Raw genomic sequence first — 21,724 nt, forward strand, 5'->3', positions numbered from 1 at the left:
GGGCGTCCCCTTTCCGAGGTTGCGGGTATCCCCCCGCTCGGGGGGGAAACCCTTTGCTGTGGCTCCCCCCCCCCCCCCCCCCCCCGACCGCTGTCCGGAGTCGCCCGGGCCGGCCACGAGCCGGTTGCCCGGGCGACCGATGAACGCATGTCTGTCGAGGAACGATGCTCAGACTGATCGTGCAGCGCCTGCTGCTCCTGATACCCATCCTGCTGGGCCTGTCGATCCTGCTGTTCGGCTGGGTTCGCGCCCTGCCCGGCGGGCCCGTGCAGGCCATGCTCGGTGAGCGGTACACCCCCGAGGCCGCCGCCGAGATCGAGGCCCAGCTCGGCCTCGACCAGCCCGTGATCGTGCAGTACGGCAAGTACCTCGGGCGGTTGCTGCAGGGCGACTTCGGCACCTCGCTGCAGAGCGGCCGGCCCGTGATCGACGAGTTCCTCACGCGGTTCCCCGCGACGATCGAGCTCACCGTGGTGGCGCTGGTCTTCGCGATCGGCATCGGCATCCCGCTCGGCTACGTGGCGGCCCGCCGGGCCGGCTCGGTCGTCGACCACTCGGCGGTCGTGGTCTCGCTGATCGGCGTCACGGTGCCCGTGTTCTTCCTGGCCTTCATCCTGAAGTACGTGTTCGCCGTCGAGCTCGGCTGGTTCCCGACGACGGGGCGGCAGAGCGCCACGATGGTCGCGACGCACCCGACGAACTTCTACGTGCTGGACGGCCTGCTCACCGGTGAGTGGGACGCGGCCTGGGACGCGCTGGTGCACCTGATCCTGCCGGGCATCGCGCTCGGCACCATCCCGCTCGCGATCGTGGCCCGCATGACGCGGGCCGCCGTCTCCGAGGTGCAGAACGCCGACTACGTCCGCACGGCGCGGGCCAAGGGCATCAAGCCCGCCCGCCTGCGTGGGGACCACGTCCTGAAGAACGCCATGCTCCCCGTGGTGACCACCATCGGCCTGCAGGTCGGCCTGCTGCTGTCCGGAGCGGTGCTCACCGAGACCGTCTTCGCGTTCAGCGGCATCGGCAGCTTCCTCGCGGACTCCGTCTTCAACGCGGACTACCCGGTCATGCAGGGCTTCGTGCTCATGATCGCCGTGGTCTACGCCCTCGTAAACCTGCTCGTCGACGTGTCGTACGGGCTGATCGACCCCCGGTTGAGGAGGCAGCAGTGAGCGCCAACGAGCTTCCTGTGACCGACGGCGTGGCCGCCGAGCCGCTCCGTACCAGCATCCACGGCGACGGACCCGGCGGGGAGGACCACGCCGGCGAGGGCGTCTGGGCGCGTGCCTGGCGCACCCTGCGCCGCAACCCCGTCGCGATCATCGGCTTCGTCATCGTCGCCGTGTTCGTCCTCGTGGCGGTGCTCGCTCCGCTGCTGGCCCCGTACGGCCCCACCGAGCTGCCGGGCCGCGCCGACGTGCGGCCCACCATGATCCCCGGGCCGTCGGCCGAGTACCCGCTCGGCCTGGACCGCTACGGCGGCGACGTGCTGAGCAAGCTGATCTGGGGCGCGCAGGCCTCGCTCCTGGTCGGCGTGCTGTCCACGCTGTTCGGCCTCGTCGGCGGCATGCTGCTGGGCCTGCTCGCCGGCTGGCTGGGCAGGTGGGTCGACTTCGGCGTCATGCGCCTGGTGGACCTGATGCTGTCGGTGCCCTCCCTGCTCCTGGCGGTCTCGATCGCGGCGATCGCCGGCCAGTCCTCGATGTCGGTGATCATCGCCATCGGTGTGGTGCAGATCCCGATCTTCGCCCGCCTGCTGCGCGGCTCGATGCTCGCGCAGCGCGGCCAGGACTACGTGCTGGCCGCGTCCGCGCTGGGCCTCAGCCGCCGGTCGGTGACCATGAGCCACGTGCTGCCCAACAGCATCGGCCCCGTCATCGTGCAGGCGACGCTGACCCTGGCCACGGCAGTGATCGAGGCCGCGGCGCTCTCCTTCCTCGGCCTGGGCGGCGGCGAGCCGTCCACCGCGGAGTGGGGGCGCATGCTGACGGCCGCGCAGCAGGAGCTCGCGGTCGCACCGCGCCTGGCGATCCTGCCGGGTCTCTGCATCGCGATCACGGCCCTCGGCTTCACCCTCGTGGGCGAGAGCCTGCGCGAGGCCCTCGACCCCCGGAACAGGACCCGACGATGACCGACATCGCTGACAACACGGCCGACGTCCCCGTGGACGCACCCGTCGACGCCCCTGCCGACGCGCCCGTCGACGCCCCGGTGGACGTCCCCGCGGAGGACGTCGTCCTGCGGGTCGAGAACCTGAGCGTCGACTTCCGGACCGAGGGCGGCCCCGCCCGCGCCGTGGCGAACGCCAACCTGACCGTCCGGCGCGGCCAGACCGTCGCGATCGTGGGGGAGTCCGGCTCGGGCAAGACCACGCTCGCCATGGCGGTGCTGGGGCTGCTGGCCAGCAACGGGTCCGTGGCCGAGGGCCACATCTGGTTCAAGGACGAGGACCTGGGCCACATCAGCGCGCAGCGCATGGCGCAGCTGCGGGGCACCGAGCTCGGCCTGGTGCCCCAGGACCCGATGACCAACCTCAACCCGATCCTGCGGATCGGGCAGCAGATCGACGAGGGCCTGATCGACAACGGCCTGCGGACGCGCCGCGACGCGCGCGCCCGCACCGTCGAGCTGCTCGACGAGGTGGGCCTGCCCGACGCCGCGCGCCGGGCCGGCCAGTACCCCCACGAGTTCTCCGGCGGCATGCGCCAGCGGGCGCTCATCGCCATGGGCCTGTCCGGCCGCCCGGCCCTGCTCGTCGCGGACGAGCCGACGTCGGCCCTGGACGTGACCGTGCAGCGCGGCATCCTGGACCAGCTCTCCGGCCTGACCGAGGAGCTCGGCACCGCGGTGCTGCTCATCACGCACGACCTCGGCCTCGCGGCCGAGCGCGCCGACATCGTGGTGGTCATGTACCACGGCGAGATCGTGGAGCAGGGCCCGGCCCGCCAGGTCCTCACCGCGCCGCAGCACGACTACACCAAGCGCCTCATGGCTGCGGCCCCGTCGCTCGCCTCGCGTCGCATCGAGATCGCGCGCGAGCGCGGCCTGGAGGACGTGCTGGACGACGCGCTGCTGGCCCCGGGCGAGGAGACGGCCGCCGACGGCGCGACCGACGCCGACGTGCTCGTGTCCGTCAAGGACGTGAGCAAGGTCTTCTCGATCCGCGGCGGCGGGCTGCTGTCCCGCAGCAAGGACTTCACCGCCGTCGACGGCGTGAGCCTCGACATCCCGCGCGGCTCCACCGTGGCCGTGGTGGGGGAGTCCGGCTCGGGCAAGTCGACCCTGGCCCGGATGATCCTCGACATCGAGAAGCCCACCACGGGTTCCATCACGTTCGACGGCGGCCTCGTGGGCGCCGGCAAGCACAAGGAGCAGATCGCCTACCGGCGTCGGGTGCAGCCCGTGTTCCAGGACCCGTACTCCTCGCTGGACCCGCTCTACTCGGTGTTCCGGGCGATCGAGGAGCCGCTGCGCGCGCACGACTACGGCGACGCCGCGGCCCGCCGTGCCCGCGTGGAGGAGCTCGCGGAGCAGGTGGCGCTCAGCAAGGGCCAGCTGCGGCGGTTCCCGTCCGAGCTGTCCGGGGGCCAGCGGCAGCGCGTGGCGATCGCCCGCGCGCTGGCGCTGTCGCCCGAGCTCGTGGTGTGCGACGAGGCGGTCTCGGCGCTCGACGTCGTGGTCCAGGCCCAGATCCTGCAGCTGCTCGCCGGCCTGCAGGAGGAGCTGGGGCTGACCTACCTCTTCATCACGCACGACCTCGCCGTCGTGCGGCAGATCGCCGACCGCGTGCTCGTCATGCAGCAGGGCCGCGTGGTCGAGGAGGGCACCGTCGACTCGGTCTTCGACTCGCCGGCCACCGACTACACCCGGGCGCTGCTGGACGCCATCCCGGGCAAGGATCTGGAGCTCGCGCTCTGAGCGTCGAGCACCGGATCCGTGCGGCTCGCGCCACCCTGGCTCGCGTTGACCAGGGTGCTGCCGCGCCACTAGGATGGCTGGCGGTGCCGTGCGCCTTCCGGCGACCTACCGGCACCTCACGAGCACCGCACAAGCAGAGCTCAAACAGACCCTGTCCGTACTACGCCATGTCCGCATCGGAGCATCGAACTCAATGACCATCTCCACCCCTGCGAAGTCCGCACCCCAGGTTGCCGTCAACGACATCGGCACCGAGGAGGACTTCCTTGCTGCCATCGACGCCACCATCAAGTACTTCAACGATGGTGACATCGTCGAAGGCACGATCGTCAAGGTGGACCGTGACGAGGTCCTTCTCGACATCGGCTACAAGACCGAGGGTGTCATCCCGTCCCGGGAGCTCTCGATCAAGCACGACGTCGACCCTGGCGAGGTTGTCGCCGTCGGCGACGCCGTCGAGGCCCTGGTCCTCCAGAAGGAGGACAAGGAAGGCCGCCTGATCCTGTCCAAGAAGCGCGCACAGTACGAGCGCGCCTGGGGCACGATCGAGAAGATCAAGGAGGAGGACGGCGTCGTCACCGGCACCGTCATCGAGGTCGTCAAGGGTGGCCTCATCCTCGACATCGGCCTGCGCGGCTTCCTCCCCGCCTCCCTCGTGGAGATGCGTCGTGTCCGCGACCTCCAGCCGTACGTCGGCAAGGAGATCGAGGCCAAGATCATCGAGCTCGACAAGAACCGCAACAACGTCGTGCTCTCGCGCCGTGCCTGGCTCGAGCAGACGCAGTCCGAGGTTCGCTCGACCTTCCTGCAGACGCTGCAGAAGGGCCAGGTGCGCCCGGGTGTCGTCTCCTCGATCGTCAACTTCGGTGCGTTCGTGGACCTCGGCGGCGTCGACGGTCTGGTGCACGTCTCCGAGCTGTCCTGGAAGCACATCGACCACCCGTCCGAGGTCGTCGAGGTGGGCCAGGAGGTCACCGTCGAGGTGCTCGACGTCGACTTCGACCGCGAGCGTGTCTCCCTGTCGCTGAAGGCGACGCAGGAGGACCCGTGGCAGACCTTCGCCCGTACGCACGCCATCGGTCAGGTCGTGCCGGGTAAGGTCACCAAGCTGGTTCCGTTCGGTGCGTTCGTGCGCGTCGAGGACGGCATCGAGGGCCTGGTCCACATCTCGGAGCTGGCCGTGCGCCACGTCGAGCTGCCGGAGCAGGTCGTCACCGTCGGTGCCGAGGTGTTCGTCAAGGTCATCGACATCGACCTGGAGCGCCGCCGCATCTCGCTGTCGCTCAAGCAGGCCAACGAGGGCGTGGACCCGGAGTCCGAGGACTTCGACCCCGCGCTGTACGGCATGGCCGCCGAGTACGACGAGGCCGGGAACTACAAGTACCCGGAGGGCTTCGACCCGGAGACCAACGAGTGGCTCGAGGGCTTCGAGACCCAGCGCGAGTCGTGGGAGGCGGAGTACGCCAAGGCGCACGAGCGCTGGACCGCGCACCGCAAGCAGGTCGCCGAGGCGCTCACCGCGGACACCGAGGCGTCGTCCGAGGCCCCGGCCGCGCCGGCCGGTGGCGGCAGCACCAGCTACTCCTCGGCTCCGGTCGAGGAGGCCGGTGGCACGCTGGCTTCGGACGAGGCGCTCGCCGCGCTTCGCGAGAAGCTCACGGGCAACTGACCTGAGCTGATCACCGACGGCCCGTCGCCCCTCCGGGGGCGGCGGGCCGTCGCTGCTTCTCGGGTCACGACTGGGCCACGGTCTTTTCGGGATGCGGTGGCCGAGGCCGACACCTGTCGCCGTCCAACGCTGTGACCTGCGACGACGCAGTCCGCTGCCGCCCCGCGGAGTATCACAGCGCGCGCTGGTCAGGAACGCGGGAGTGCTGTTGGATGGCTGCTCATGAGCCGACCCGGACCCGACGAGGTGCGGAGCCCGGTGGCGCGCGAGACGAGTCCGGCGGCCCTCCTCGCTCCTGAGCGGGAGGTCGTGCCGTTCACCGGCCGCGGGCGGGAGCTCGCCGACCTGCGCGCCTGGGTGCGCTCCCGGGAGCCCGTGGCGCTCCGCCTGATGTGCGGGCTCGGCGGCGTCGGCAAGACCCGGCTCGCGCTCGAGCTCGGCCGGCGGATGCGGCGCACGGGCTGGACCGTGGTCCACGTGCCGCCCGGCGGGGAGGTGGCGGCAGTGGTCGCGGTCGCCGAGGCGCGCCGGGTCCTGCTGGTGGTGGACGACGCCGGGCACCGCCTCGACCTGCCCGCGATGCTCGACGCCGTCGCGGAGACCCGGACCCGCGGCCGCCTGCGGATCCTGTGCACCGCGCGCACCGGCGGCCAGTGGTGGCGGCGGCAGCGGTGGACCAGCACGCTGTGGGCGGGGCGGACGCCGTCGGTCACGCAGATGGCGCTGGCGCCCGCGTTCGACCGGACGGTGGAGGTGGGGCCGGGCCCCGCGCCCGGCCTGGAGGTGGACCGCTCGGAGGACGACCGGGTGCTGCTGGGCACGGCCGTGTCGCGCTTCGCGCGGGCGCTGGACCGGCCGGTGCCCGAGGTCTCGTTCGAGCTCACGCCGGACCACCGGCCGCGCGCCCTGGACCTGCAGGCGGCCGCCCTGGCGGCGGTGCTCGGTCCGGCGGCGGCCGGTCCCGGAGCTGTGGGGCAGAGTGCGGCCGGACAGGCGGTGCTCGGGCCGCAGGCTCCGGACGCCGGCGAGCCGGGACCGGTCGCCGTCGACCCCGCCTGCGGGCTCGAGGCCGTGCTGGACCACGAGCGGGCCGGCTGGGCGGCGTCGGCCCCCGCGGCCGGGCTCGTCGCGGGGCCGGGCGGGACGGCGGAGGCGGCCCTGGCCACCACCCTGCTGGTGGGGGACGCGTCGGAGGCCGGGGTGCGCGCCGCCCTGCGGCGCGCGGGCGTGGAGCTGGACGACGGGCAGACCGACCAGGCCGTCGCCTGGGTCCGTGCGCACCTGCTCGAGGTGCCGCGCCTGGCGGAGCTGCTCGTCTCCCGGGTGCTGGCCGGGCAGGAACGGCTGATCGAGGCGTGCACGCGGGACCTGGCGCGGCAGGAGGCCTTCGGGGTGCTGGCGTTCGCCACGGCCATGAGCCTGGACCGGCCCCCGACGGGCCGGGACGTCCCCGGGGAACTGATCGCGGCCGCGGCGTCCGCCCTGCCGGACCACGGGCCGGCGGACCTGGCGGGCCTGATGCGGGTGACGCGCCGGCTGCCGCGCTCGTCGGGCCCGCTGGCGGTGCCCGTGCTGGACCGCCTCACGCACCGCGTCGCGGAGCTCGCCCGGCTGGTGGGCGACGAGGCCACGCAGGGCGAGGCGCTGACCGACCTCGGCGTCGTGCTCATCGCCGAGGGCGAGCCCGCCGCCGCGGTGCCGGTGCTGCAGGAGGCGGTGGGGCTCTGGCGCGGCCTGGCCCGGACGGACGAGCCGCGGTACCGCCCGCCGCTGTGCACCGCGCTGAACAACCTCGGCATGGGCTACTGGGCGGTGGGCCGGCACGCCGACGCCCTCACGGTCCAGGAGGAGGTCATCAGCCTGTGCGCCCGGCTCGGGCCGGGGGACGCCCCCTGGGCCGACGCCGAGCACGCGCGGGCCCTGCAGAACGCCGGCGTGTCCTACACGGAGCTGGGCCGGACCGGCGAGATCGAGGCCACGCAGCGCGCGTCGCTCGACATCTACCGCCGGCTCGCCGAGGGCGACCCCGTGCAGTACGAGCCCCGCGTCGCCGCGGTGCTGGGCAACTTCGAGGCCCTCACCGAGAGCGGCCGCCCCGAGGACGCCCTGCCCGCGAACGCGGAGGCCGTGGCGATCCGGCGGCGGCTGGCCGCGGGCCGGCCCGAGCACCTGGGGGAGCTGGCGTGGTCGCTCGGCCAGCTCGGCACCACCCTGGAGGCGCTCGGGCGGTACGAGGAGGCCGGGTCCGTGCTGGTCGAGGCGCTGCAGATCCAGCGGCGCCTGGCCGACGAGAACGCCCGGGGCACGCGCGCCGACCTGTCGGGCGCCCTGTCCGCGCTCGGCGCCCTGTACTCGACCACGGGCCGCGCCGACGAGGCGCTCCGGCTGGAGCGGGACGCGCTGGAGATCCGGCGCGAGCTCGCCCGCGAGCACCCCGCGCGGTACCTGCACTACCTGGCGCACTCGCTGTCCAACCTGGGTGTCACCTACGCCCGGCGCGGCCGGTTCGACGAGGCCGTGCTGCTGGAGGAGGAGGCGGTGGGCATCCGCCGGGGGCTCGCCCGCCGGAACGCCCGGTCGCTGAAGTACCTCGCGCAGTCGCTGTCCAACCTGGGGGTGCGGTACGCCGACCTGGGCCGGTTCGAGGAGGCGCTGCGGCCCACGCAGGAGGCGGTGGACATGCTGCGCCGGCTCGTGCGGGACCAGCCGGAGAAGTACCGCACCGGCCTCGCGGAGGCGCTCGCGAACCTGGGGGCCACGCAGCTCGACCTGGACAAGCCGACCGAGGCGCTGGGGCCCATGCGGGAGGCGGTCGCGATGCGGCGTCAGCTCACCGTGGAGAACCCCGACAAGCACCGGCCGGACCTGGCGCTCACGCTCTCCAACCTCGCCAGCGCGCTGAGCGCCGCGGGGGACAACGTGGCGGCCCTCGGGCTGGCACGGGAGGCCGTGGAGATGCGCCGCCGGCTCGCCGCCGACCTGCCGGAGCGCTACCGGGCCGAGCTGGACCGGTCCCGGGCGGTCCTCGCGCGGATCGAGGCGGCGATCCGGAACCCGACGTCGGTCCGGTAGGCGCGTCCGGAAGACGCTTCCGGCGGGTTGGCGGTCCGTCCGGCGGGCGCCGCCGTCGGACGGGCCCTCAGGCGTGCTGCGGGTGCTCGTGCGCGACGTGCGTGTGCGGCTCGACCTGGAACGTGGAGTGCTCCACGGCGATGTCGAAGTGCTGCGCCACGCACTCCTGGAGCTGGTCCAGGATGCGGGCGGCGTGCCCGTCGGTGAAGCAGTCGGTGCGGACCACCACGTGGGCGCTGAGCACCGGCAGGCCGGTGGCGATCAGCGACGCGTGCATGTCGTGCACGTCCTCCACGTGGTCGAGGTCCAGCAGGTGGGCGCGCACCTCGTCGAGGTCCAGCCCGGGCGGGGACGACTCCAGGAGCACCGAGACGGTCTCGCGCAGCAGGCGCAGGGCTCGCGGCAGGATCAGCGCGCCGATCAGCAGCCCCGCCACGACGTCGGCCCGCTGCCAGCCCGTGAACGTGATGACCAGTGCCGCGAGCACGACCGCGAGCGAGCCCAGCGCGTCGTTGACCACCTCCAGGAACGCGGCGCGCAGGTTCAGGTTCGCCGTCCGGCGCCCGGCCAGCACGGCCATCGCGGCGAGGTTGCCCGCCAGGCCGACCACGCCGAAGACGACGAGCTCGGGGCCGGGCACCTCGGGCGGCGCCACGAGCCGCAGCACGCCCTCCACCAGGACGTACACGCCGACGACCAGCAGCACGCCCGCCTGGGCGAGCGCGGCGATCACCTCCGCGCGGCGGTAGCCCCAGGTGCGGCGGGCCGACGGCGGACGCAGCGCGAGGCGCGCCGCGAACAGGGCCATCGCGAGCCCGGCGGCGTCGGTCAGCAGGTGCACCGTGTCGACGAGCAGCGCGAGGCTGCCGGTCAGCAGCGCCCCGGCGACCTGCGCGACCAGGACCGCCGCGGTGATGCCGAACGCGGCGGTCAGGCGGCCGCGGCCGCCGTCGGGCAGGTGCTGGTGGTCGTGCGTCCCCACCCGGTCCATCCTTCCAGCCGCGCGTGCGGTGCGCGCGGTCCGGGAGCGGTACGGCGAGGCCCGGAGGCGCGCCCGGGAGCGCGCCCGGCACGAGGGCTCAGGAGGCCTCGGCGAACTGCGTCCGGTACAGGTCGGCGTACAGGCCGCCCGTCGCGAGCAGCTCGGCGTGCGTCCCGGACTGGACCACCCGCCCGTCGTCGAGCACGACGATGCGGTCCGCGGCGCGCACCGTGGACAGGCGGTGCGCGATGACCAGGGACGTCCGCCCGGCCAGCGCCTGGTCGAGCGCGACCTGCACGGCCGCCTCGGACTCGGAGTCGAGGTGCGCCGTGGCCTCGTCGAGCACCACGATGTCCGGCGCCCGCAGCAGCAGCCGCGCGATCGCCAGGCGCTGCCGCTCGCCGCCCGACAGCCGGTACCCACGGTCGCCCACGACGGTCTCCAGGCCCTCCGGCAGCCGGTCGACCAGGTCCCAGATGCGCGCCTGGCGCAGCACCCGCTCCAGGTCGGCGTCGGTGGCCTCGGCGCGGACGAACCGCAGGTTCGCCGCGACCGTGTCGTGGAACAGGTGCGCGTCCTGCGAGACGACGCCGACGGTGGCCCGCAGCGACGCGAACGTCACGTCCCGCAGGTCCTCGCCGGCGATGCGGACGGTCCCCGCGGTCGGGTCGTACATGCGGCTGACGAGCTGCGAGACCGTCGTCTTGCCGGCGCCCGACGGGCCCACCAGCGCGACCATCGAGCCGGCGGGCACCTCGAACGCGACGTCGCGCAGCGTGTCCGTCGTCGGGTCCTTGCGCGGCCCGGCCACCGACTCCAGGGACGCGAGCGACACGTCCTCGGCCCGCGGGTACCGGAACGTCACGCCCGCGAGCGACAGCGAGGCGCCCCGGGCGGCGACGGCGGCCCGCAGGTCGACGGCGTCCGGCCGCTCGGCCACCGACGGCTCCAGGTCCAGCACCTCCAGCACCCGCTCGAACGAGACGAGCGCCGTCATCACGTCCACCTGGACGTTCGCCATCGCCGTCAGCGGACCGTACAGGCGCGTCAGGTACGTGGCCAGCGCCACGACGGTCCCGACGGTGAGCTCGCCCGCGATGGCCTGCAGACCGCCGAACCCGTAGACGCCCGCCACGGCCAGGGACGCGATGGTGGACAGGCCCACCCGGAACCACGTGCCGATCAGCGCCGTGCGCACCCCGAGGTCGCGGCGCTCGCGGGCGGGCCCGGCGAACCGCTCGGACTCGGCGTCGGGGTCGCCGAAGACCTTGACGAGGTGGGCGCCCGACACGTTGAACCGCTCGTTCATCACCTGGCCCAGGTCGGCGTCGACCTCCATGCCCCGGCGGGTCAGGCCGGCGAGCCGCCGGCCGAACCAGCGGGCCGGGAACACGAACACCGGCACCAGCACGAGCGCCCCGAGGGTGAGCTCCCACGACATGGTGAACATCGCCGCGAGCGTGAACGTGATGGTCAGCGTGTTGGACACCACGGTCTGCAGGGTCGAGGTGAAGGCGCGCTGCGCGCCCAGCACGTCGCCGTTGAGCCGCTGCACGAGCGCCCCGGTGCGGGCCCGGGAGAAGAACGCGAGCGGCATGCGCTGGACGTGGTCGAACACCGCCACCCGCAGGTCCAGGATGAGCCCCTCGCCCACCTGGGACGAGACGAGCCGGTCCGCCACGGACAGCCCCGCGGCCAGGATCGCGAGCGCGCCGGCGGCGGCCGCCAGCAGCACGACCAGCCGGGTGTCGCCGGCCGTGATCCCGTGGTCGATGAGCCGCTGGAACAGCAGCGGCGTGGCCGCCCCCGCGGCGGCCTCCAGGGCCAGGATCAGCACGAACAGGGTGAGCCGGCCCCGGTAGGGCCGCGCGAACGAGACGATGCGGCGCAGGGTGGCCCAGCCGAGGCGCTGCCGGGTGACGGACTCGTCCTGCGTGAACGAGCGCAACGAGCGGCCTCCGCCCAGGCTCCCGCCGCCTCCGTGCATGCTCACCGTCGAATCGTCCTCACCGTCGAATAATCCCACGGGGACGGGCCGGCGGCCGCCACGGAGACCCCGCAGGGGCCTCGCGCGCACAGCCGTCCCGACGGTAGCGGGCCCCCGGGGGTGATCCGGACCACACGCGTGTTACGCGTTCCTGGTCGGCCGTGATAGAAACCCTCGATCGGGCGTCTACGCAGGTCGCCCCATGAATCAATGGATGAGTCCATGAATATCGACGGGTGGAGTGCCATGTCTGAGCTCGAGCCGCAGAGCAGCGGGGGCCGGCTGGCGCTGGTGGAGCTGACCGGTGCCGAGGACATGACGGCGGCGCTGCGCGAGCTGCAGGACCAGTGGGGCCCCGTGGCCCCTGTGGACCTGGAGCCGGGTGTCCCCGGCTGGCTCGTGCTCGGGCACGCCGAGGTCATGGAGGTGATGCGTACGGAGAGCGTCTTCGCCAGGGACCCGCGGCACTGGAGCGAGCGGCTGCCGCTGAACTCCTCGCTGCACGCGATCCTCTCCCCGGCCGGACGGCGCGCGCTGTACTACGCCGACGGCGCGGAGCACCGGCGGCTGCGGCTGCCGGTGGACGAGGCGTTCGCCTCCATCGACGAGGCGCAGACCGCCGCCATGGTGCGCGGCGTCTGCGGCCGGCTCATCGACTCCTTCGCGGACCGGGGCGACGCGGACCTGATCGGCGAGTACGCGGCCGCGGTGTCGTTCCTGGCCGTCTCGGGCATGTTCGGCTTCAGCGAGCCGCAGGGGATCGCCCTGCTGCGCTGCGCGCACGGCGTGTTCGGGCACGGCGGCGACGCGGTGGCGGCGCTGACCACGATGGACCAGATCGTGCTGGACCACGTGCAGGCCACCCGGCAGAACCCGGGGCCCAACCTGACCGCCAAGTTCGTCGCGCACCCCAACTTCGAGGACGACACCGAGATCGTGCACTCGATGGTGGTGGCGATCTGCGCGGCCAACGAGATGCTGGTGACCTGGATCGCGGCCACGCTGCGCCGCATGCTGACCGACCCGCGGTACACGGGTCGCGTCACGGGGGTGCGCCGCGGGCTGGACGACGCGATGGACGAGACGCTGTGGGGCGAGCCGCCCGTCGCCAACCTGCCGGCCCGGTACGCCGTCACCGACTGCACGCTGGGCCGGGCGCAGATCCGGGCCGGCGACGCGATCGTGATGGGCCTGGCCGCGGCGAACAACGACCCGCGGGTGCGCACCGAGGACGACCTGTTCGAGGCCGGCAACCGGTCGCACCTGTCGTTCGGCGTCGGGCCGCACGCGTGCCCCGCCCGCCGTCCGGGCCGGCTCGTGGTGAAGATCGCCGTGGAGAGCCTGATGGAGCGGCTGGACCTGCGGCTGACCGACCCGCAGGTCACCTGGGCGCCGTCGCCGTGGTCGCGCTACCCGGCCGTGCTGCCGGTGGCGTTCACGCCCGAGCGCAAGCCCACGCGGACGCCGGCCCGGGTCTGACGACCCGGGGGCGTGCCCCGGCGGCGGCTAGGACGGGTCCGGCACCCGGTCCCGGCCGGCCGCCAGCCGGGTCACGTCGAGCACCGCCTGGACGAACGCGTCCGGCGCCTCCTGGGGGAGGTTGTGCCCGGCGTCCGGCACCCGGCGGTGCAGGCGGGGGCCCGTGAACCGGCCGGTGTCGGGGACCCCGTCGGTCACGGGGAAGTTGCCGTCGGCGAGGCCGGCCAGGGTCACCGTCGGGACCCCGACCGGGGGCAGCGGTGCGAGGGCGCGCTCGAGGGCGTCGTACTGAGGTGCGCCGGGTGCCGCGCCCAGCCGGTGCCGGTAGGAGTGCAGCACGACGTCGACGTAGTCAGGGTTGTCGAACGCGGCCGCCGCCCGGTCGAGCGTCGCGCGGTCGAAGTCCCACGCCGGCGAGTTGCGGCGCCAGATCACCTCGGCGATCTCCCGGCGGTTGGCCGTCAGGCCGGCCCGTCCGCGCTCGGTGAGGAAGTAGTAGAAGTACCAGAAGCCGGCCTCGAGGTCAGGACGGATGGGTCGCGCCGCCGCCGCGACGTCCTGGATCAGGTAGCCGTTGACGCTGACGAGGCCCGTGACCCGCTCGGGGCGCAGCGCCGCGACCACGCACGCGGCGCGGCCGCCCCAGTCGTAGCCCGCGAGCACGGCCTCGGGGATGTCGAGGGCGTCGAGCAGGCCGAGGACGTCCGCGCCGAGCGCCGCCTGCTGGCCGGAGCGCGGCGTCCGGTCGTCGCGGAACCGCGTCGGGCCGTGGCCGCGGAGGTAGGGCACGACGACCCGGTGGCCGAGCGCCGCCAGCCGGGGTGCGACGTCCACGTAGCTGTGGACGTCGTAGGGATATCCGTGGAGCAGCACCACGGGCGGGCCGCCGGCCGGCCCGTCCTCGACGTACGCGATGTCGAGGACGTCGGTGCGGGCATGCTTGATGGGGGTCATCGAGGTTCCTCTCGTCTCACGCGCCGCGGCACGGCACGCTCACGACGACCGACCGGGCAGGGGTCCGGTTCTGTGACACGACAGCCCGGTGACCCGGCCCTGGTCCGACCCCGGGCTGCCCGGCCCTACCGCCCCGCCGCGTCGACGAACCGCGTGCTCGCGTCCGAGATCCGGGACCGGGCCTCGTCGTGGGTGATCGTCGCGGTGCCGTCGCCGGGCTGCGGCCCGTAGTCGCCGAAGAAGGCGTGGACCGCGCCGTCCACCACGGTGTACGTGGTGGACGGCGGCAGGGTCGCGCGCGCGGCCTCGATCTTGGCCGGCGTGGCGAGGCCGTCCCGCGAGGCGGAGACGGACTCGACCGCCACCGGCAGCGAGCTCAGGTCCTCGGCGGGGTAGGACGCGTACAGCAGGAGGCCGACGGCGGGCGCGTCGGTGTCGTCCGCCGCGCCGGCGGCGTCCGTGGACGCGACGACGCCGCCGAGCGAGTGCCCGCCCACGACCCAGCGCTCCGCCGCCGGGACCGCCTCCCGGGCGGCGTCGAAGGCTCCGCCGGCGAGGAACGCGACGGCGAGCGGCTGCTTGGCGATCACCACCGTGTGCCCCGCCTCGGCGAGCGGGCGCAGCACCGCGGCGTAGGCGCGGGCCTCGACCTTCGCGCCGGGCTGGAAGAAGACGGCGGTCCCGGAAGCGTCGTCCGCGGCGTCTCCGGCGGTCTCCCCGGCGGGAGCGAGCACGACCCGCGTCGCGGACTCGGTCACCGTGACGGAGTCGTCCGAGAACATCGCGGTCAGCGCCGGCTCCACGGCCGTGAACGGGCGCAGCCAGGCCGTCGCGGCGATCCAGACGATCGCCCCGACGACCAGAGCCACGTCGAGGACGCGGCGCCCGCCCGTGCGGGCCGGTCGGGGCCGGCGGTTGCGCCACAGGGCCCACGCGCAGCCCAGGACGGTCAGGACCAGCAGCACCGCGTAGGCGGGATGCCCGTGCACCACCGCCCCCCACGCCGTCAGGCAGGCCCACAGCACGACGACCAGCCCGGCGGCCGCGACCGCCCGGACGGTCCAGGTGAGCCAGGCCGGCCGGCCCCGTTCGACGATCATCGTGCTCCTTCGTGCTGGCGTACTGTGGTCCCGTGCCCGTCCAGGTCGCGGGACGTGCGGTCACACCGTACGTGCCGCCCGGGACCACGGCAGAACTCCAACGATCCCGGCACTGAGGACCACATGTTCCGCATCGGACTGACCGGAGGGATCGCGGCCGGCAAGTCGGTCGCGACCGCGCGCCTGGCGGAGCTCGGCGCCGTCGTTGTCGACCACGACCTGCTGGCCCGGGAGGCCGTCGCGCCCGGCTCGGTCGGCCTCGCCGAGATCGTCGAGGCGTTCGGCCCGGGCGTCCTGACGGCGGACGGCGGCCTCGACCGACCGGCCCTCGGGGCCCTGGTGTTCGCCGACGCCGCCTCGCGCGGCCGCCTGAACGGGATCGTCCACCCCGAGGTGCGCCGGCTCTCGGCGGAGCGCGAGGCCATGGCCGGCGCCGCCGACCCCGCCGCCGTCGTCGTGCACGACATCCCCCTGCTGGTCGAGACCGGGCAGGCCGAGCACTTCCACCTCGTCGTCGTGGTGCACACCCCCGCGGAGCAGCGCGTGCGCCGCCTCGTGGAGGGCCGGGGCCTGACCGAGGACGCCGCCCGGGCCCGCATCGCGGCGCAGGCCGGCGACGACGAGCGGCTCGCCGCCGCCGACGTCACCCTCGACGGTTCCGGCAGCGAGGACGACCTGCGCTCCCAGGTCGATACGCTGTGGCAGCGCGTGGCCGGCGAGGTCGCGCAGGAGGCGGAGGCGGACACCGTCTGAACCGGGCCGCCCCGGGGGAGGAGCAGGCACGATGAAGGTTCTGGTCACGGGGTTCGAGCCGTTCGGCGGGGACGCCGTCAACGCCTCCGCCGAGGCGGTCGCCGCGCTCGCGGAGCGCTGGGCGGGACCCGAGGAGCTGGTCACCGCGGTCCTCCCGGTCGAGTTCGACCAGGTCCGCGGGCAGGACGGCCCGCTGCTGCGCCTGCTCGACGAGCACCGGCCCGACGTCGTCGTGTCCGTGGGCCTGGCCGCCGGCGTCACCCAGGTGCGGGTCGAGCGCGTGGCGATCAACCTGATGGACGCGCGCATCCCCGACAACGGCGGCGCCCAGCCGGTCGACGCCCCGGTGGTCGACGGCGGCCCCGCCGCCCGGTTCGCCACCCTCCCCGTCAAGGCGGCGGTCGACGCCGTCCGTGACGCCGGGATCCCCGCCGGCGTCACGTACAGCGCCGGCACGTACGTCTGCAACGCCACCTTCTACGCCCTCCAGCACGCGCTCGCCGCGCGGCCCGGCGTGCTCTCCGGCTTCGTGCACGTGCCGCGCACCACGGAGGAGGTCGGGGCCGAGGCGTCGGCGTCCGCCCTCGTGGACGGCGGCGAGGCGCACCTCCCGGTGCGCGAGCTCGCCCGCGCCCTGGAGATCGTGGTGCGGACGGCGCTCGCGGCGGCCCGCGGCGAGGTCGCGGAACCGGCCGTGGCGGGCGGCACACTGCACTGAGGACCGGAGTGTCAGTGGTCCGCCGTACGGTAGTGACATGCGACCCGTGACCGATCTGCAGCGCACGGTGGCCCCGTTCGAGGTCATCTCCGAGTATCAGCCCGCCGGCGACCAGCCGACGGCCATCGCCGAGCTGACCGAACGTGTCCAGGCGGGCGAGAAGGACGTGGTGCTGCTCGGCGCCACGGGTACGGGCAAGTCCGCGACCACGGCCTGGCTCGTCGAGAAGCTCCAGCGCCCCACCCTGGTCATGGCGCCCAACAAGACGCTCGCCGCGCAGCTCGCCACGGAGTTCCGCGAGCTGCTGCCCAACAACGCGGTCGAGTACTTCGTCTCGTACTACGACTACTACCAGCCCGAGGCGTACATCGCGCAGACGGACACCTACATCGAGAAGGACTCCTCGATCAACGACGAGGTGGAGCGCCTGCGGCACTCGGCCACCTCGTCGCTGCTGACGCGGCGTGACGTCGTCGTGGTCGCCTCGGTGTCCTGCATCTACGGCCTCGGCACGCCGCAGGAGTACGTCGACCGCATGGTCCGGCTCGACGTCGGGGACGTCGTGGACCGCGACGACCTGCTGCGCCAGTTCGTCACCATGCAGTACACGCGCAACGACATGTCGTTCACGCGCGGCACGTTCCGGGTGCGCGGCGACACCGTGGAGATCATCCCGGTATACGAGGAGCTCGCGATCCGGATCGAGATGTTCGGCGACGAGATCGAGTCCATCCAGACGCTGCACCCGCTCACGGGCGACGTGGTCCGCAACGAGCAGTCGATCTACGTGTTCCCGGCCACGCACTACGTGGCGGGCCCGGAGCGCATGGAGCGCGCCATCGGCGGCATCGAGAAGGAGCTCGAGGAGCGGCTCGCCGAGCTGGAGAAGCAGGGCAAGCTGCTGGAGGCGCAGCGGCTGCGCATGCGCACCACCTACGACATCGAGATGATGCGCTCGATCGGCACCTGCGCCGGCATCGAGAACTACTCGATGCACATCGACGGCCGCGAGCCGGGCACCGCGCCCAACACGCTGCTCGACTACTTCCCCGAGGACTTCCTGCTCGTCATCGACGAGTCGCACCAGACGGTGCCGCAGATCGGGGCGATGTTCGAGGGCGACGCGTCCCGCAAGCGCGCGCTGGTGGACCACGGCTTCCGCCTGCCGAGCGCGATGGACAACCGCCCCCTGAAGTGGGAGGAGTTCACCGAGCGCATCGGGCAGACCGTGTACCTCTCGGCCACGCCCGGCGACTACGAGCGCTCGCTGTCGGACGGCGTCGTCGAGCAGGTCATCCGCCCCACCGGGCTGGTCGACCCCGAGGTCGTCGTCAAGCCGACGACCGGCCAGATCGACGACCTGCTGGGCGAGATCCGCGACCGCGTGGACCGCGACGAGCGCGTCCTGGTGACCACGCTGACCAAGAAGATGGCCGAGGACCTCACGGACTACTTCCTGGAGCGCAACGTCCGGGTGCGCTACCTGCACTCCGACGTGGACACGCTGCGCCGCGTCGAGCTGCTGCGCGAGCTGCGGCTCGGCGAGTACGACGTGCTCGTGGGCATCAACCTGCTGCGCGAGGGCCTCGACCTGCCCGAGGTGTCGCTGGTCGCGATCCTCGACGCCGACAAGGAGGGCTTCCTGCGGTCCGGGCGGTCGCTGATCCAGACGATCGGCCGCGCGGCCCGTAACGTGTCGGGCCAGGTGCACATGTACGCCGACAAGATCACGCCGGCCATGCAGATGGCGCTGGACGAGACCGACCGGCGCCGCGAGAAGCAGATCGCGTACAACACCGAGCGGGGCCTGGACCCCCAGCCGCTGCGCAAGAAGATCGCCGACGTGACCGACATGCTCGCGCGCGAGGACCTCGACACCGCGGAGCTGCTGGCCGGCGGGTACCGCAACAGCCGCAAGTCGAAGGGCGAGGGCCGGGCCCCGGTTCCGGGATCGCCCAAGGAGGGCGCGGCGTCGGGCAACCGGCTGGCGGGCGCCGCCGCGAGCGAGCTGGCCGAGCTCATCCAGGAGCTCGCCGACCAGATGCACGCCGCGGCCGCAGAGCTGCAGTTCGAGGTGGCCGCGCGTCTGCGCGACGAGATCTCCGGGCTCAAGAAGGAGCTGCGGCAGATGCAGGCCGCGACGGCCTGAGGCCGACCACCGACGACACGGACGGAGTGACGGCATGGCCCGCACGTTCCAGGTGACCTTCGACGCGGCCGACCCGCGCGCGCTCGGCGACTTCTGGTGCGAGGTGCTCGGCTACGTGCGTGACGCGCCTCCCGCGGGCTTCGCCACGTGGGAGGCGGCCCTGACCGCCTGGGGCGTGCCCGAGGACCGGTGGAACGACAAGAACGCCGTCAGCGACCCGGACGGTGTGGGCCCGCGCATCTTCATCCAGAAGGTGCCCGAGCCCAAGACGGCCAAGAACCGCGCGCACCTCGACGTGAACGTGGCCGCCGGCCTGGCGGGCGAGGAACGGATCGCGAAGATCCGCGCCGAGGCGGAGCGGGTCACCGCGCTCGGGGCCGGCGTGGTGGGCGAGATGGCGGAGCTCGGTGAGTTCTGGATCGTGCTGCGCGACCCCGAGGGCAACGAGTTCTGCCTGCAGTGACCCGCCGGGAGTGCGGCGCCGAGTTCATCCTTGACCCGCTCACGGCGCCCGGAGGACCCTGATCGCGCAGGGTGGCAGCGCACGTCGGCAGAAGTGGCGGGACCGGATGCGGGCACTGACGCAGGACAGGTACGGCTGGGACGCCCTCGCGGCCCGCGAGGTCCCCGACCCGGTGCCCGCCGAGGGCCAGGTGCTCGTCCAGGTGCACGCGGCCGGCGTCAACCCCTACGACTGGCACTACGCCGCCGGGCAGCCGCTGATCGCCCGTCCGACGCTCGGCGGTCTCCGCGGGCCGCGGCCCACGGTGCGGGGCGCGGACCTCTCGGGCGTCGTGGTCGAGGCCGGCCCGGGCGTCACCGCGTTCGGGCCGGGCGACGAGGTGTACGGCTTCGGCACGAGCGGCACGTTCGCGGAGCTGGCGCTCGCGGAGGCCGGCAGCATCTCCCGCAAGCCGGTCGACCTCGCCCACGTCGAGGCGGCGGCGATGCCCATGGCGGCCGTCACCGCCCTGCAGTTCCTGCGTGCCGCCGAGCTCACGGCCGGGCAGAACATCGCGATCACCGGAGCGGGCGGCGGGATCGGGCACTTCGCGGTGCAGATCGCGGCGGCCTGGGGCGCCAACGTGACCGGGGTGTGCGGCCCGCGCAACGCCGCGATGGTGCGCGAGCTCGGCGCGTCCGAGGTCGTCGACTACACCCAGGACGACGTCACGGCGGGCGAGCCGCGCTTCGACGTCGTCCTCACCAACGCTGGCCGGTACCCGCTGCGCGCGCTCGGCCGCGTGCTCGTGCCAGGCGGTCTGCTGCTGGCCAACGACGGGAGCCGGGAGGGCCTGCTCGGCCCGATGCCCGAGCTGGTGGTGGCGCCGCTCCTGTCCCGGATGCGCCCGTACCGGATCGTGAACGTCACGGCGACCCCGAGCGGCGAGGACCTGGCCGTGCTCGACGGCATGGTCGCCGACGGCGTGCTGCTGCCCATCGTGAGCGCCACCTACCCGCTGGAGCGCGCCGTGGACGCCGTCCGGCAGGTGGCCGGGCACGGTCACGCGCGCGGAAAGCTCGTGGTCACGCTGCGCTGAACGTGCCGTAGATCACGTACGGGAACAAACCTGACGTCCCGTATGCTTTCCCTCCGTTGGAGGGGAGTACCTCAGAACGGCCCGGTCGTCATCACAGCTGCCGATGACGCCAGCTCGGCCTGGCCGGCTCGTGGTGCACCGCTGCGCGGTCTCGGCCACGCTGGTGCACGGGCGGGCGAGGAAGACCTCCGGTGTCCTGCTGTGCTCACCGGAGGCTCGATGCGATCGCGCGTTCCTCCCTTTCCCGGAAGGAAACAATGGTCCACGAACTACCCGTGACCTTCGAACTGATCTCGCTGGGCGCGATGGTCCTGCTGCTGGTCGCCGACCTCCTCATCGTCGGGCGCCGACCGCACGTGCCGACCATGAAGGAGAGCGCCATCTGGGTGAGCTTCTACGTGGCCCTCGCCGTGGTGTACGGGGTCATCGTCTGGGCCGTCGGCGGCGTCACCCCGGCGGCGGAGTTCTACGCCGGCTGGCTCATGGAGTACTCCCTGAGCGTCGACAACCTCTTCGTGTTCGTCATCATCATGGCCCGGTTCGCGGTCCCGCGTGACCAGCAGCAGAAGGTGCTCATGGTGGGCATCATCATGGCGCTGCTCTTCCGTGCCGCGTTCATCCTGGCCGGCGCCGCCCTGCTCGAGCAGTTCACCTGGCTCTTCTACATCTTCGGCGCCTTCCTCATCTACACGGCGATCCAGCAGGCGATCCCCGAAAAGGAGGACGAGCACGACGACTACAAGGAGAACGCGCTCATCCGGGTGATGCGCCGCGTCCTTCCGCTGCACCACCAGTACAACGACGGGAAGCTGACCACCACGGTCGACGGCCGGCGCCTGTTCACGCCGCTGATCATCGTCTTCCTGGCGATCGGCTCGACGGACGTCCTGTTCGCGCTCGACTCGATCCCGGCGATCTTCGGCATCACCAAGGACCCGTTCATCGTGTTCGCCACCAACCTGTTCGCGCTGATGGGCCTGCGCCAGCTCTACTTCCTGCTGGGCGGCCTGCTCGACCGGCTGGTGTACCTGCCGTACGCGCTCTCGGCCGTCCTCGGCTTCATCGGCATCAAGCTGGTCCTCGAGGCGCTGCACACCAACTCGATCTCCTGGATCAACGGCGGCGAGGGCTTCCACTGGGCGCCCGAGATCCCGATCTGGCTGTCGCTCACGGTGATCGTGGTCTCCCTCGCGGTCGGCACCGTGGCGAGCCTGATCAAGTCCGCGCACGACGCGCGGATCGAGGCCGCCCAGCCGGCGCCCGAGCCGGAGGACGCCACGAAGTGACCCGCTGAGGGGGTCCGGACAGCGGGTCCGGGCACAGTGGCACAGCAGGCCGGGGGGGAGGGGCACCACAGGGGGAGGGCCACCAACAATGGGCAGTGGCGTGCTCCAGCCAGTAC

At 73.1% G+C, this 21,724-nt stretch carries 16 protein-coding genes; 12 read left to right on the forward strand and 4 right to left on the reverse strand.

Going from position 1 to position 21,724, the window contains the following annotated elements; genetic code table 11:
* The first annotated feature begins 164 nt into the window (after positions 1-164).
* The 5 genes from ACFV9Q_RS02505 (at position 165) to ACFV9Q_RS02525 (ending at position 8,659) form a co-directional block, all read left to right on the forward strand.
* Positions 165-1,172, forward strand: coding sequence for an ABC transporter permease (locus ACFV9Q_RS02505; RefSeq protein ID WP_377232226.1), 1,008 nt, complete (start codon positions 165-167; stop codon positions 1,170-1,172).
* 56 nt (positions 1,173-1,228) lie between these two features.
* A complete protein-coding gene (locus tag ACFV9Q_RS02510; RefSeq protein WP_377232228.1) occupies positions 1,229-2,131 on the forward strand; it encodes an ABC transporter permease in 903 nt (300 codons plus the stop codon).
* Positions 2,128-3,918 (forward strand): dipeptide ABC transporter ATP-binding protein, encoded by a 1,791-nt coding sequence (locus ACFV9Q_RS02515; RefSeq protein WP_377232986.1) that lies wholly within the window; start codon positions 2,128-2,130, stop codon positions 3,916-3,918. Before ACFV9Q_RS02510 ends, ACFV9Q_RS02515 begins: the two co-directional genes overlap by 4 nt.
* A gap of 193 nt (positions 3,919-4,111) precedes the next feature.
* On the forward strand, positions 4,112-5,587 hold the full coding sequence (rpsA, locus tag ACFV9Q_RS02520) for a 30S ribosomal protein S1 (RefSeq protein WP_285102336.1): 1,476 nt from the start codon (positions 4,112-4,114) through the stop codon (positions 5,585-5,587).
* Positions 5,588-5,809: 222 nt separating this feature from the next.
* Positions 5,810-8,659, forward strand: coding sequence for a tetratricopeptide repeat protein (locus ACFV9Q_RS02525; RefSeq protein ID WP_377232987.1), 2,850 nt, complete (start codon positions 5,810-5,812; stop codon positions 8,657-8,659).
* Between the two features lie 67 nt (positions 8,660-8,726).
* On the opposite strand, the gene ACFV9Q_RS02530 is transcribed toward ACFV9Q_RS02525, so the two are convergent.
* Both ACFV9Q_RS02530 and ACFV9Q_RS02535 read right to left on the reverse strand, forming a co-directional pair.
* Positions 8,727-9,650, reverse strand: a complete 924-nt coding sequence (locus ACFV9Q_RS02530) for a cation diffusion facilitator family transporter (protein ID WP_377232988.1) — start codon at positions 9,648-9,650, stop codon at positions 8,727-8,729.
* An 88-nt stretch (positions 9,651-9,738) separates the two neighbouring features.
* Entirely contained in the window at positions 9,739-11,628 is a 1,890-nt protein-coding gene (locus ACFV9Q_RS02535; RefSeq protein ID WP_377230537.1) for an ABC transporter ATP-binding protein, read from the reverse strand.
* Positions 11,629-11,874: 246 nt separating this feature from the next.
* On the opposite strand from ACFV9Q_RS02535, the gene ACFV9Q_RS02540 reads away from it, so the two are divergent.
* Positions 11,875-13,107: a cytochrome P450 gene (locus ACFV9Q_RS02540; RefSeq protein WP_377230528.1), complete on the forward strand. Its 1,233-nt coding sequence runs from the start codon at positions 11,875-11,877 to the stop codon at positions 13,105-13,107.
* 27 nt (positions 13,108-13,134) lie between these two features.
* Here ACFV9Q_RS02540 and ACFV9Q_RS02545 read toward each other — a convergent pair whose 3' ends face one another.
* Together ACFV9Q_RS02545 and ACFV9Q_RS02550 are read right to left on the reverse strand one after the other, a co-directional pair.
* Positions 13,135-14,061 (reverse strand): alpha/beta fold hydrolase, encoded by a 927-nt coding sequence (locus ACFV9Q_RS02545; RefSeq protein WP_377232989.1) that lies wholly within the window; start codon positions 14,059-14,061, stop codon positions 13,135-13,137.
* A 125-nt stretch (positions 14,062-14,186) separates the two neighbouring features.
* Positions 14,187-15,161 carry an alpha/beta hydrolase gene (locus ACFV9Q_RS02550; RefSeq protein ID WP_377232990.1) on the reverse strand — a complete coding sequence of 325 codons (975 nt, stop codon included), beginning with the start codon at positions 15,159-15,161 and terminating at the stop codon, positions 14,187-14,189.
* A 123-nt stretch (positions 15,162-15,284) separates the two neighbouring features.
* On the opposite strand from ACFV9Q_RS02550, the gene coaE reads away from it, so the two are divergent.
* The 6 genes from coaE (at position 15,285) to ACFV9Q_RS02580 (ending at position 21,608) form a co-directional block, all read left to right on the forward strand.
* A complete protein-coding gene (gene coaE, locus ACFV9Q_RS02555) occupies positions 15,285-15,914 on the forward strand; it encodes a dephospho-CoA kinase (RefSeq protein WP_377232991.1) in 630 nt (209 codons plus the stop codon).
* 31 nt (positions 15,915-15,945) lie between these two features.
* Positions 15,946-16,632, forward strand: coding sequence for a pyroglutamyl-peptidase I (locus ACFV9Q_RS02560; RefSeq protein ID WP_377232992.1), 687 nt, complete (start codon positions 15,946-15,948; stop codon positions 16,630-16,632).
* 37 nt (positions 16,633-16,669) lie between these two features.
* Positions 16,670-18,781: an excinuclease ABC subunit UvrB gene (gene uvrB / locus ACFV9Q_RS02565; RefSeq protein WP_377232993.1), complete on the forward strand. Its 2,112-nt coding sequence runs from the start codon at positions 16,670-16,672 to the stop codon at positions 18,779-18,781.
* Positions 18,782-18,815: 34 nt separating this feature from the next.
* Positions 18,816-19,244: a VOC family protein gene (locus tag ACFV9Q_RS02570; protein WP_377232994.1), complete on the forward strand. Its 429-nt coding sequence runs from the start codon at positions 18,816-18,818 to the stop codon at positions 19,242-19,244.
* 106 nt (positions 19,245-19,350) lie between these two features.
* Positions 19,351-20,322, forward strand: coding sequence for an NAD(P)-dependent alcohol dehydrogenase (locus ACFV9Q_RS02575; RefSeq protein ID WP_377232995.1), 972 nt, complete (start codon positions 19,351-19,353; stop codon positions 20,320-20,322).
* Between the two features lie 257 nt (positions 20,323-20,579).
* A complete protein-coding gene (locus ACFV9Q_RS02580; protein ID WP_377232996.1) occupies positions 20,580-21,608 on the forward strand; it encodes a TerC family protein in 1,029 nt (342 codons plus the stop codon).
* Positions 21,609-21,724 lie beyond the last annotated feature (116 nt).

Origin of the sequence: Promicromonospora sp. NPDC059942 (assembly GCF_042731755.1) — a bacterium.
Lineage (GTDB): Bacteria > Actinomycetota > Actinomycetes > Actinomycetales > Cellulomonadaceae > Promicromonospora.

Coding starts and splice junctions, on each gene's coding strand:
- ACFV9Q_RS02505 (WP_377232226.1), top strand. CDS start 165: ATGCTCAGACTGATCGTGCAGCGCCTGCTGCTCCTGATACCCATCCTG.
- ACFV9Q_RS02515 (WP_377232986.1), top strand. CDS start 2,128: ATGACCGACATCGCTGACAACACGGCCGACGTCCCCGTGGACGCACCC.
- rpsA (WP_285102336.1), top strand. CDS start 4,112: ATGACCATCTCCACCCCTGCGAAGTCCGCACCCCAGGTTGCCGTCAAC.
- ACFV9Q_RS02525 (WP_377232987.1), top strand. CDS start 5,810: ATGAGCCGACCCGGACCCGACGAGGTGCGGAGCCCGGTGGCGCGCGAG.
- ACFV9Q_RS02530 (WP_377232988.1), bottom strand. CDS start 9,650: ATGGACCGGGTGGGGACGCACGACCACCAGCACCTGCCCGACGGCGGC.
- ACFV9Q_RS02535 (WP_377230537.1), bottom strand. CDS start 11,628: ATGCACGGAGGCGGCGGGAGCCTGGGCGGAGGCCGCTCGTTGCGCTCG.
- ACFV9Q_RS02540 (WP_377230528.1), top strand. CDS start 11,875: ATGTCTGAGCTCGAGCCGCAGAGCAGCGGGGGCCGGCTGGCGCTGGTG.
- ACFV9Q_RS02545 (WP_377232989.1), bottom strand. CDS start 14,061: ATGACCCCCATCAAGCATGCCCGCACCGACGTCCTCGACATCGCGTAC.
- ACFV9Q_RS02550 (WP_377232990.1), bottom strand. CDS start 15,161: ATGATCGTCGAACGGGGCCGGCCGGCCTGGCTCACCTGGACCGTCCGG.
- coaE (WP_377232991.1), top strand. CDS start 15,285: ATGTTCCGCATCGGACTGACCGGAGGGATCGCGGCCGGCAAGTCGGTC.
- ACFV9Q_RS02560 (WP_377232992.1), top strand. CDS start 15,946: ATGAAGGTTCTGGTCACGGGGTTCGAGCCGTTCGGCGGGGACGCCGTC.
- uvrB (WP_377232993.1), top strand. CDS start 16,670: ATGCGACCCGTGACCGATCTGCAGCGCACGGTGGCCCCGTTCGAGGTC.
- ACFV9Q_RS02570 (WP_377232994.1), top strand. CDS start 18,816: ATGGCCCGCACGTTCCAGGTGACCTTCGACGCGGCCGACCCGCGCGCG.
- ACFV9Q_RS02575 (WP_377232995.1), top strand. CDS start 19,351: ATGCGGGCACTGACGCAGGACAGGTACGGCTGGGACGCCCTCGCGGCC.
- ACFV9Q_RS02580 (WP_377232996.1), top strand. CDS start 20,580: ATGGTCCACGAACTACCCGTGACCTTCGAACTGATCTCGCTGGGCGCG.